Origin of the sequence: Streptomyces sp. CA-111067, assembly GCF_050956065.1 — a bacterium.
Lineage (GTDB): Bacteria > Actinomycetota > Actinomycetes > Streptomycetales > Streptomycetaceae > Actinacidiphila.
The window spans coordinates 6,136,490-6,148,062 of sequence record NZ_CP192103.1 but is presented as its reverse complement, the minus strand read 5'-3'; the positions used below and the strand labels follow the sequence as shown (position 1 = coordinate 6,148,062).

7 protein-coding genes are annotated in these 11,573 nt (G+C 74.0%); 1 reads left to right on the top strand and 6 read right to left on the bottom strand.

The features are described 5' to 3' along the window. Window positions 1–68: 68 nt before the first annotated feature. The 4 genes from ACQPW6_RS27210 to ACQPW6_RS27195 all read right to left on the bottom strand — a co-directional run bounded on the left by ACQPW6_RS27210 (window position 69) and on the right by ACQPW6_RS27195 (window position 6,356). Window positions 69–866, bottom strand: a complete 798-nt coding sequence (locus ACQPW6_RS27210; RefSeq protein ID WP_433892312.1) for a hypothetical protein — start codon at window positions 864–866, stop codon at window positions 69–71. A 92-nt stretch (window positions 867–958) separates the two neighbouring features. Further along, window positions 959–1,780 (bottom strand): hypothetical protein, encoded by an 822-nt coding sequence (locus ACQPW6_RS27205; protein WP_433892311.1) that lies wholly within the window; start codon window positions 1,778–1,780, stop codon window positions 959–961. A 118-nt stretch (window positions 1,781–1,898) separates the two neighbouring features. Further along, the gene (locus ACQPW6_RS27200) at window positions 1,899–5,522 is read right to left on the bottom strand and encodes an ATP-dependent helicase (RefSeq protein WP_433894679.1); all 3,624 of its coding nucleotides are present in this window, start codon (window positions 5,520–5,522) and stop codon (window positions 1,899–1,901) included. 423 nt (window positions 5,523–5,945) lie between these two features. Beyond that, complete coding sequence (locus ACQPW6_RS27195) at window positions 5,946–6,356, bottom strand: MGMT family protein (protein WP_433892310.1); 411 nt, start codon at window positions 6,354–6,356, stop codon at window positions 5,946–5,948. 260 nt (window positions 6,357–6,616) lie between these two features. Here ACQPW6_RS27195 and ACQPW6_RS27190 point away from each other — a divergent pair, with 260 nt between their 5' ends. After that, a complete protein-coding gene (locus ACQPW6_RS27190; RefSeq protein WP_433894678.1) occupies window positions 6,617–9,481 on the top strand; it encodes a lysylphosphatidylglycerol synthase domain-containing protein in 2,865 nt (954 codons plus the stop codon). A gap of 40 nt (window positions 9,482–9,521) precedes the next feature. On the opposite strand, the gene ACQPW6_RS27185 is transcribed toward ACQPW6_RS27190, so the two are convergent. Together ACQPW6_RS27185 and moeZ are read right to left on the bottom strand one after the other, a co-directional pair. Then, the gene (locus tag ACQPW6_RS27185) at window positions 9,522–10,058 is read right to left on the bottom strand and encodes a hypothetical protein (RefSeq protein WP_433892309.1); all 537 of its coding nucleotides are present in this window, start codon (window positions 10,056–10,058) and stop codon (window positions 9,522–9,524) included. A 238-nt stretch (window positions 10,059–10,296) separates the two neighbouring features. Further along, the gene (moeZ, locus tag ACQPW6_RS27180; RefSeq protein ID WP_433892308.1) at window positions 10,297–11,475 is read right to left on the bottom strand and encodes an adenylyltransferase/sulfurtransferase MoeZ; all 1,179 of its coding nucleotides are present in this window, start codon (window positions 11,473–11,475) and stop codon (window positions 10,297–10,299) included. Window positions 11,476–11,573: the final 98 nt, after the last annotated feature.

The window sequence follows — 11,573 nt, the reverse complement described above, 5'->3', positions numbered from 1 at the left end:
GCCGGGGCCACCTTGCGCCCTGCCGGGCGCGGGCGGCGGACAGCCCGGCAGGACGCCCGACGCGCGGCCTAGTGCAGGTCGAGACTTGTGGCGCCGTGCGGGGCGACCGCGTGCACCGGCTTGTCGAAGTCCGTGAAGGTCTGGCGGTCCTTGCCGTCGAGCTCCACGGTCTTGCGGATGTACGGGATTCCGTCGGCGGCGACGTACAGCGTCACCGTGGCGCCATCGGCTTCGGGACCGCCGATGGACACGACGGGATGGCCGTCGACGGTGGTCTGCCGGCCTCTGGTCATGCCGTCGCCACTGCCCGAGAGGCTGGCCTGAACCCAGGTGTCGAGGTCGCAGTACGTCATGATGGCGTGGTCGGTCGTGAACGCCGCCGGCATCTTCACCCAACGGCCGTCGGACAGCCCACCGACGTCGCTGCCGGGCACCGGCTGGGACTGCCAGAACGCCTTGTTGCCCTGGACGTATCCGGTGCTGCCGATCTTGATGAGCCGCATGTCCGTGCCGTTGATGACGACATGGGCGACGCAGTGGCCCTGGTCGTCCATGGCGGAGTTCAGCCGGATCGTCTTGCCGCCCTTGGTGCTGGTCCGGTCGACCGTCACCGACTGGAGCTTCTTCATGGTGTCCACGGCGACCAGAAAGATCTGCACGCCGGTCTGTCCGGCGAACGGCTCCGGGGTGGCGGCGGCCGGCGCTTTCGTCGTCGACACGGCCGAGGCGGAGGCGGAGGCGCGGACGGCCGGCCGCGCGCCGGCCTTTGCGTGCGCCGTGTCGCTGCCGTCACCGCAGCCGGTCAGCGTGCCGAGCGCGGTCAGGCAGATCAGGGCAGCGGGCAGCGTGAGGCGCTTGGTCGTCAACGGGAGTCCTCGGGTTCGTGGGGTTGTCGTCACGCGCAGGGAAGTGTGGGTGAGCGCGGGTGGTGCCGGTGCGTGCGGGTGGTGCCGGCGGCTCAGATCGAGAACCCGTCACCGTTCGGTTTGTGCAGGCCGCTGATGTCCACGGTCTGGGACGGCGGCGGAGGGTTGACGGTGAGCGGCTTGTTGAAGCCGCTGAGCAGTTCGGTGTCCCCGTCGGGGCCGGTGCGCACGGCCTTGAGGATGTATGGCCGGCCCCGGGTGGCGACGTAGACCGCCACCTTGCCCTCGTCGTCCGCGGGACCGCTGAGCAGCACCGTCTCCTGGCCCGCGACGGTGACGGGGCCGCCGGTGGACATCTCGCCCGCCTCTTCGGGCGACGCGATGCTCGTGACGTAGTCGCCAAGGTCGCAGAAACCCGCGAACTCGGACCGGGAACTGGTCTGGGTCTTCAGCCACTTGCCCTTGGCTGCGGTGGCGACGGCCGCCCCGTCCGAGCCGCCCACCAGCGCGATCCACCCGGCCCTGTCACCCTTGAGGTAGGCGGTCTTGTGCGTGCTGATGATCTCGATGTTCCCGCCGCCCACCAGGAAATGGCCGGCGCAGGCGCCGGCCGAGGTCATGCCCATCCGCAACCGGATCGGTTCGCCGTCCTGCTCGCCCGTGACGTCCACGGTCAGCGTGTGGAGCGTGCCCATGACGTCGGTCGCGCTCTGGACGATCTCCGCGCTGGTCTGCCCGGAGAACGGCACCTCGGCCGGCGTCGCCTGCGCGGACGGCGCGGATGTCGTCGTCGTGGCGAGCGCCTGGGCGATCGGCGCGGAGGCCCCGTCGTCCCCGTCCCCGCCGCAGCCGCTGAGCGCCCCACCCGCCAGGACGGCCGTGAGCGCCACCGCCACGCATCTGCCCCTGGACATCCGCCTCGACATTCCCCTGGCCGACATGGCCATCCCCCCTCTGGAACCGACCCCGTGCGCGCGTATGACTCGTACGCCGTCCATATGGTTGTACGCGAACGGGATCGGGGCCGGCCGGTCACTCGACGATCTGCCGGCCCTCCGGCCGGGCCGCGCAGGCGGCGCGGAACGCGCAATGCGCGCAGTGCTGGCCGGTGGACGGGGTGAAGCGCTCGTCGAGCACCCGGCCTGCCGCCTCGGCCAGCAAATCCTGCGCCCACTCCCCCGCCAGCGGTTCCTGCCGCTGCACCGCGGGCATCTCGTCGCCGCCGTCCCGCCGGGCCGCGCCCAGCCGCAGCTGGACGAGTTCGGCGCCGCCGGCCGCGGGCCGCTCGCCGCCGAACAGCGGATCGACGGCGCCCTCCCGGACGGCCAGCTGGTAGACGGCCAGTTGCGGGTGCCGTTCGACCTCCGCGGCGGTCGGCTTGGCGCGGCCGGTCTTGAAGTCGACCACGTACGCCTGGCCTTCGGCGTCGGTCTCGACCCGGTCCATGCTGCCCCTGATCCGCACCCGGGCGTCGCCCGCCTCCAGGGTGACGTCGAACGCGTGCTCCGTCGCGATCGGCTTCCGGCCGCGTTCCATCACGTGCCAGCGCAGGAAGCGCTCCAGCGCGGCGCGGGCGTTCTCCTTCTCCTGCCGGGACTTCCAGGGCGCGTCGAAGGCGAGGGAGTCCCAGACGGAGTCGAGCCGGGTCATCAGCACGTCGAGGTCGGCGGGCGCGCGCCCGGAGGCGACCTCGTCGGCCAGGACGTGCACGACGTTGCCGAAGCCCTGCGCGGCGGTGGACGGCGGCTCCGCCTTGACCTCGCGGCCCAGGAACCACTGGAGCGCGCAGGTGTTGGCCAACTGGTCCAGCGCGCTGCCCGACAGTACGACGGGCTGGTCGCGGTCGCGCAGCGGCACGGCGGACCGGGTCGGCTCGTACAGGCCCCACCAGCGGTCGGGGTGCGCGGCCGGGATCAGCGGGTGGCCGTCGTCGGTGAGCGCGGCCATGGTGGCGAGCCGCCGCGCGGCGGCCTCGCGGAGCGCGGGCGAGGCGGCGGGATCGACGGTGGTGGCCCGCAGTTCGGCCACCAGCGCGGCGACGGCGAGCGGCCGGCGCGGGCGGTGGACGACGTCCTGCGGGGTGACGCCGAGTTCGGTGAGGAAGCGGGACGGCTGGTCGCCGTCCTCCGCCGCGGACTTGACCGCGGTGACGAGCAGCCGCTCGCGGGCGCGGGTGGCGGCCACGTAGAACAGCCGCCGCTCCTCGGCGAGCAGGGCGCCCTGGCCGAGCGGCGGGGCGAGGCCGTCGCGGCCGATCCGGTCGGCTTCGAGCAGCGAGCCGCGGCGGCGCAGATCGGGCCAGACGCCCTCCTGGACGCCGGCCACCACCACCAGCGGCCACTCCAGGCCCTTGGAGCGGTGCGCGGTCATCAGGCGTACGGCGTCGGGCCGTACGGTACGGCCGCCGAGGGTGTCGGCGACGATGTCGAACCCGGACAGCTCCTCGATCAGGTTGAGCGCGCCGAGGCCGCCGGTGCGCTCCTCGCTGCGGGCGGCGGTCTCGAACAGCGCGCAGACCGCGTCGAGGTCGCGGTCGGCGTTGCGGCCGGCCGCGCCGCCGCGCAGCGCGGCCCGCTCCAGCCGGGCCGGCCACGGGGTGCCCTCCCACAGGCCCCACAGGGCGTCCTCGGCGGTGCCGCCGCGCGCGAGGGTCTCCCGCGCCTGCTTCAGCAGCAGCCCGACCCGCAGCGCCCCCCTGGCGTACGTCTTGTCGTGCGCGACCAGCCGCGCGGGCTCCCCGACCGCCTCGGCGATCAGCTCGTCAGATCCCCGCGGCACCGCCACCCCGGCGCCCCGCTCCTCCTCCCGCAGCGCACGCCCCAGCCGCCGCAGGTCGGCGGAGTCCATCCCGCCGAGCGGCGAGACGAGCAGGGTGAGGGCGTCTTCGACGGAGAGGGCGAACGGGGCGGAGGCCGCCGGGGGGTCCTCGCCGCTGCCGGAGTGGCCGCCGTCGTTGCTGCCGGGGTGCGTGCCGTCGCCGCCGTCGGCATCTCCCGGCGCCGCCGGGTCCAGGGGAGGGCCGGGGGGCTCCTCCGCCGGCGGGTCCTCGCCGTCGGCGGGCTGCCGGCCGCCCTCGGCATCCCCCGCCCCCGCCGGATCGGGAGGGGTCCCGGGGGGATCCTCCGCCGGGCCTGCCGGTCGTGCGGCGGGGAGCGGGGTCGCCGCCAGGCGCAGGGCCAGCAGCAGGGGCGCCACCGCCGGGTCCGCGTGCAGCGGGGTGGTGTCGGGGGCGGTGTCCACCGGGACGCCCGCCGAGGTGAGGGCGCGGCGCAGCGGCGGGATGGCCGCCGACGCGCGGGTCAGGACGGCCATGTCGTGCCAGGGGACGTGGTCCTCCAGGTGCGCGCGGCGCAGGGTGTCGGCGATGGACTCCAGCTCGGCCCCGGGCGTGGGATACATCCGGACCGCCGCGGAGCCGCCCTTGCGGGACGGGGTCAGCGCGCGGTGGGCGCGGGCCTCGCGGGCCGGCAGCCGGGGCAGCGGCATCCGGTCGGCCAGCCGGCGGGTGGCGGCGAGCAGGCCCGCGCCGGACCGGCGGGTGGTGGTCAGCACCCGGACGCCGGCCGGCTCGCCGTCGCGGCGCGGGAAGCGCGCGGGGAAGTCGAGGATGCCGTTGACGTCCGAGCCGCGGAACGCGTAGATCGACTGGTCGGGGTCGCCGAAGGCGACCAGCGTGCGGCCCTGCCCGGCCAGCGCCTCCAGCAGCCGCACCTGCGCCGGGTCGGTGTCCTGGTACTCGTCCACGAACACCGCGTCGTAGCGCCCGGCCAGCTCCGCGTAGACCTCCGGCCGGTGCGCCAGCCGCACCGCGCGGTGCACCAGCTCGGTGTAGTCGAGCACCCCGCGCAGGTCGGCGACCTCCAGATACTCGTCCAGGAAGGCCGCCGCCGCCTCCCAGTCGCGGCGGCCGTTCTGGCGGGCGAAGGCGTCGAGCGCGTCCGGCGCTATGCCCAGCTCCCGGCTGCGGGCGAGCACCGCGCGCACCTCGTCGGCGAACCCGCGGGTGGTGAGCGCGGCCCGCAGGTCGTCGGGCCAGCGCACCCTGCCGCGGCCGTCCCGTTCCAGCGCGCGCTGCCCGGCGAGCAGCTCGCGGACCATCAGGTCCTGCTCGGGTCCCGACATCAGCCGGACCGGGTCGGCGAACAGTTCGGAGGGCTGGTGGGCGCGGATCAGGGCGTAGCAGAACGAGTGGAAGGTGCTCGCCTCGGGCACCCCGACGCCGAGCCCGCGCCCCGGCTCGGGGACCCCGACGCCGAACCCGCGCCCCGGCTCGGGCACGCCGGCGCCCGGCTCGTGCCCCGGCCGCGGCATACCCGTGGCCGGCCCATGCCCCGGCTGCGACTCCTGCCCGGTGGCGCGGGCAGGCCCGTCGGCCGCCCGCTGCCCAGGCCCGGGCCTGTCGCCAGCCCCGTAGCCGACCCGCGCCGCCATCCGGTCACGCAGCTCCACCGCCGCCTTCCGGCTGAAGGTGAGGACGAGGATCCGCCCCGGCGCGGTGCCGGCCCGCATCCTGGCCGTCACCGCCTCGACCAGCGTCGTCGTCTTGCCGGTGCCGGGCCCGGCCAGCACCAGCAGCGGCCCCTCGCCGTGCTCAACCACCGCGCGCTGTGCCGCGTCCAGCACAGGAGGCACCACGGCCGCCGGCGGCGTGCGCACCAGCCGGTAGCCGACGGCTCCCGGGGTGTCGCGCTGGTGCGGAACGGGCGCCGCACCGGTGCCGGTGGAGGTGGAGGAAGAGGGGATCACGTGGTTCGCCGGTTCTGTGGTGGTCAGGGTGAGCGGTGGGGCGGACGTCGCACGGCAGCGGACTGCCGCCGGCCGGAAGCCACCGACGCTACGCCGCGGGGCGCGCGGACCGCAGCCGGTTCCGGACGACCCGCGGGCGGTTCTGAACGGGCCGCGGGCGGACGGCGGCGGGCCGCCGCGCAGGGGCGTACGCCGGGGTGCGGGAACCGGTCATCCGGTTACGGACAGCGACACGACGGCCGGGCGGCGCGCCGTATCCGTACTCCGTACGGACGGACGTCGGCCGGGCGGCGGCTCCGATGGCGGAAGCTGGATGTCATGAACTCCCCGGCGTCAGCCGTCGCCGTCACCGCCCTCCGCTCCGGCGCCCGCGCCCGCCGCGCCCCGCGCGGGATCGCGGCCGTCCCAGCGCGCCCGGCGCATGTCGAGGCGCGGTACGTGCCCCTCGGCCGCCGGCCCGGCCAGCCGCAGCGGGGTGCCCTCGGCCCGGTACTGGTCGAGGGCGCGCAGCTCGTGGCCCGGCAGCAGCACGCCGTCGGCGCGCACCACCCGCCACCACGGCACACTGCTGCCGTACAGCGCGAGCACCCGGCCGACCTGCCGGGGTCCGCCCTCCTGCAACCACTCCGCGACGTCGCCGTAGGTCATCACCCGGCCGGCCGGGATCAGGTCGACGGTGTCGAGCACCCGTTCCGCGTAGTCACCGGGCGCACCGGGGTCGCCGTCGCCGTACTCCTCGCTCATTCGGCCAATCCTGCCCCAGGCCACCGACAACGGGGGGTTGAGGTCCCAACCGGCGACCGCTCATGTCACCATCATCCGGACGGTGACTGGTGATACGAGATCAAGAAGAGACGGCGGGCGAGAGCCGGGGCGCGGACGAGGCCGGATCGGCCGACCGGGCCGGCCCAGACCTGCCCGCGTCCGACCACCCGGCCGCCCCACGCGACCCGTCCGACCGCCCCGGCACCCAGGACTCGCCCGGCTCCCGGCAGGACGATCCGATGCCAGAACCTGAGGTGACCCCGGGGCCCACGTCATCGGCCTCCCGCCAGGACGGCTCCACACCCGGCCCCGACGAGCAGCCCGGCGGCACCAACGCGCCCGGAGCCGCCCCCGGGTCCCCGGCCGGCCCCGGCTCCCCCGCCGCCGGCCCCGCGCAGAATCCCGGGGCCGTCGCCGTCGACGAGCCGCTGCTCGCCGCGCGCGTGCACCGGCCCGCCGACCTGATGCGGTTCGTGCTCGGGCTGCTCGGGATCGCCGTCGTCCTCGCCATCGCGGGCTTCGCGCACGCGACCACCAGTGGCCTTGAGACCGACATCACCAAGGGCGCCGACCACGCGCCCGACGCGCTCGCCTCGTTCGCCGGGCTGACCGCGAGCATCGCCGTGCTGATCGTGCCGGTCGCCTTCGCCGTCGAGCGGCTGGTGAAGCGGGACGGCCTGCGGATCGCCGACGGCGTGCTGGCCGCCGTGCTCGCGCACGGCACGGCGCTCGCCACCGACCTGTGGGTGACCAACTCCGCCCCGCACTCCATCCGCGAGGCGCTGAGCCACAACGCGCCCTCCGGCACCGGCATGACCGACCCCGTCCACGGCTACCTGGCGCCGGTCATCGCGTACGTCACGGCCGTCGGCATGGCCCGCCGCCCGCGCTGGCGGGTGGCGCTGTGGTTCGTGCTGCTGCTCGACGCCTTCGCCGTGCTGGTCGGCGGCTACACCACGCCGTTCTCGATCGCGGTGACCGTACTGATCGGCTGGACGGTCGCCTACGGCACGGTCTACGCGGTCGGCTCGCCCAACGTCCGCCCCACCGGCCGGCAGCTGCTGGCCGGACTGCGCCGGGTCGGCTTCGCGCCGCTCACCGCGCGCCGGGTGGAGCCGGACGGGCCGGAGAGCGCCGATTTCGACCGGGGCCGCGGCTATCTGGTCACCCTGGAGGACGGTCCGCCGCTCGATGTCACCGTGGTGGACCGCGAGCAGCAGGCGCACGGCTTCTTCTACCGCGCCTACCGGCGGCTCTCGCTGATCGGCGGCATCACCCAGCGGCGCAGCCTGCTGTCGCTGCGCCAGGCGCTGGAGCAGGAGGCGCTGCTCGCCTACGCGGCCATCGCGGCCGGCGCCAACGCCCCGAAGCTGATCGCCACCTCCGAGCTCGGCCCGGACGCGGTGATGCTGGTCTACGAGCACATCGGCGGCCGGCGGCTCGACGCGCTGACCGACGACGAGATCACCGACACGCTGCTGCGCGAGGCATGGACGCAGGTCCGCGCGCTCCAGTCGCGGCGGATCGCGCACCGCCGCCTGGTCGGCGAATCGCTGCTGGTCGACGACTCGGGCCGGGTGTTCCTCACCGACCTGCGCGGCGGCGAGATCGCCACCGGCGACATCGTGCTGCGGATGGACGTGGCGCAGCTGCTGACGACCTTGGCGCTGCGGGTCGGCCCGGAGCGGGCGGTGGCCTCGGGCGTCGCCGTGCTCGGCCCCGACGCGATCGCCGGCTCGCTGCCGCTGCTCCAGCCGATCGCGCTGAGCCGGGCCACCCGCGGCCAGCTCAAGCAGCTCGCCCGGGAGCGCGCGCAGCGCGAGCGGGACGCGGTGCTGGCGGCGTCGGCCGCGGAGAAGGAGGCCCGCGAGCACAAGCGGGCCCGGGATCTGCGCGAAGTGCACCGGGACGCGGACAAGGTCGCGGTCGCGGCGGCCGAGGCCAGGACGGGCGCGACGGTCGCCACCGGGTCCACCGCGCTCGGCGACCCGGCGGACGGGACGGGAGCGGCGGCGGGAGCCGACGGCAAGGCCAAGCCGGTCTCGAAGGCCGAGCGCAAGGCGGAGAAGCGGGCCATAGAGGTCGCCCTCGACGAGGCCCGCGAGGAGGACCTGCTGTCCCGGATCCGGCAGCAGGTGCTGCTGATTCGCCCGCAGGCCCCGGTCGAGCCGGTCCGCCTCGAACGCATCAAGCTGCGCACGCTGGTGACCGTGGTGGCCGCCGCCTTCGCCGCGTACTTCCTGCTGTCCCAGCTCAGCTCGGTGCCGATCGGGCACGCGGTGGCCAACGCCGACTGGAAGTGGGCGCTGGTCGCGGTGCTCGGCTCCGCGGCGAGTTACGTGGCCGCGGCCTGCTCGCTGGCCGGTTTCGTGCCGGAGCGGCTGTCGCTGATGCGGACGGTGACGGCGCAGGTGGCCGGCTCGTTCGTGAAGCTGGTGGCCCCGGCGGCGGTCGGCGGGGTCGCGCTGAACACCCGCTACCTGCAGAAGGCCGGGGTGCGCCCCGGCTTGGCCGTGGCGAGCGTCGGGGCGTCCCAACTGGTCGGGCTCGGCTCGCATGTGGTGCTGCTGATGGTCTTCGGCTTCATCACCGGGACCGAGAAGACCCCGTCGCTGTCGCCGTCCCGGACGGTGATGGCCGGGCTGCTCACCGCCGGTGTGCTGGTGCTCGTGGTCACCGCGGTGCCGGCGCTGCGGAAGTTCGTCTCGACCCGGGTGCGCGCGCTGTTCGCCGGTGTGGTGCCGCGCATGCTCGACGTGCTCCAGCGGCCGGCGAAGCTGCTGACCGGCATCGGCGGCACCCTGATGGTGACGGTCACCTTCGTGATCTGCCTGGACGGCTGCATCCGGGCCTTCGGCGGGCACCTGAGCTATCCGACGGTCGCGGTGGTCTTCCTGGCCGGCAACGCGCTGGGTTCGGCCGCGCCGACCCCTGGTGGTGTCGGCGCGGTCGAACTGGCCCTCACCGGCGGTCTGATCGCCGCGGGCCTGCCGAAGGAGGTGGCCACTCCGGCGGTGCTGTTCTTCCGGCTGCTGACGTTCTGGCTGCCGGTGCTGCCGGGCTGGCTGTCGTTCTCCCACCTGACCCGGAAGGGCGCGCTGTAGCGGCGCGAGCCGCGTGGCGCCGCCGTGCGCTGCCGGGCGGTCAGCCCAGCTTGAGGTCGGAGATCTTCTTGGTCGCCAGGTCCGACTGGACGTCGATGGTCTGGTACGTGGCGTGGCCCGGCTCGCCGAACGTCAGCCGGACGGTGGTGAAGGTGTGGCCGGCCCCGCTGCCCGCGTAGGTGACCTGCCAGGCGGTGGGCACGTCCTGCGCGAAGAGCACGCCGTCGGCGTGGTTGGCGGCCTCCCAGTCGGCGATCCGCTGCTGGAGCGCCGGGGTCAGGTAGTGGCCGCGCAGGTCGTCGGCGAGGTGGCCGGAGTCGGTGTCCCACACCGCGTCGATGTAGGCGCCGTAGAAGTCGGCGACCCGGTCGACGGCGGATTCCGGCGAGCCGGAGCGGACCACCTGGTCGCTCGGCGCGGTGGTGTGGGTGCGGATGTTGGTGTGCGCCGGAGCGGCCGTCGCCACGGCGGGCGCGGCGAGCGCGAGCGCCAGGGCCGAGGCGGCGAGCGCGAGCGCCAGGGCCGAGGCGGCGAGCGCGGCACGGCGGGTGGTGGTGCGAACCCCGTTGAACTGCATGAGGTGCTGGCCTTTCGGTAGGGATCACGGCTGAACGACCCGTTTCAAGTCGTTTGCTCTATTTGATCGCTGACTGACCGTTAAGACAGCAATGACGGGGCGGAGGTTGTACGGCATGCGGGTGGAAAAGGGTGGAGACACGGCAGGAGGGGCCGGCACCCGTCGGTGCCGGCCCCTCCTGAAACCCTGAACGGGCGAACGCGCGCGCCTGGATCTGCGCCTGCGTCCACATCCGCGGCTAGTAGATCGGCTTGTCCGGCTCGATCGTGTTGACCCAGCCGATCACGCCGCCGCCCACGTGCACCGCGTCCGAGAAGCCTGCGGACTTCAGCACGGCGAGCACTTCCGCACTGCGGACACCCGTCTTGCAGTGCAGGACGATCCGCTTGTCCTGCGGCAGCGAGGCCAGCGCCGAGCCCATGATGAACTCGTTCTTCGGGATCAGCTTGGCGCCCGGGATCGAGACGATCTCGTACTCGTTCGGCTCCCGGACATCGATGATCTCGATGTTCTCGCCGTCGTCGATCCACTCCTTGAGCTGCTTGGGAGTGATCGTGGAGCCGGCCGCGGCCTCCTGTGCCTCCTCGGAGACCACACCGCAGAACGCCTCGTAGTCGATCAGCTCGGTGACCGTCGGGTGCTCGCCGCAGACCGCGCAGTCGGGGTCCTTGCGGACCTTGACCTGGCGGTACTGCATCTCCAGGGCGTCGTAGATCATCAGCCGGCCGACCAGCGGGTCGCCGATGCCGGCCAGCAGCTTGATCGCCTCGGTGACCTGGATCGCGCCGATCGAGGCGCACAGCACGCCGAGGACGCCGCCCTCGGCGCAGGACGGGACCATGCCGGGGGGCGGCGGCTCCGGGTAGAGGCAGCGGTAGCACGGTCCGTGCTCGGACCAGAACACCGAGGCCTGGCCGTCGAAGCGGTAGATCGAGCCCCACACGTACGGCTTGTCCAGCAGCACGCAGGCGTCGTTGACCAGGTAGCGGGTGGCGAAGTTGTCCGTGCCGTCGACGATGAGGTCGTACTGCGCGAAGATCTCCATCACGTTCTCGGCCTCGAGCCGCTCCTCGTGCAGCACCACGTTCACGTACGGGTTGATGCCCAGTACGGAGTCGCGGGCGGACTGCGCCTTGGAGCGGCCGATGTCGGCCTGGCTGTGGATGATCTGACGCTGCAGGTTCGACTCGTCGACCTCGTCGAACTCCACGATGCCGAGCGTGCCGACACCGGCGGCGGCCAGGTACATCAGGGCCGGCGAGCCGAGGCCGCCGGCGCCGACACACAGCACCTTGGCGTTCTTCAGCCGCTTCTGCCCGTCCATGCCCACATCGGGGATGATCAGGTGACGCGAATACCTGCGGACCTCGTCAACGGTGAGCTCGGCGGCCGGCTCGACCAGGGGTGGCAGCGACACAGAGACCTCAGCAATACGGTTGGTCGGGTCATCAGAGAAGTGCGTGGTCGTACACGCTTTCCCTGCAACGATGCCACGGCGGTCTTCATTCCAAGACA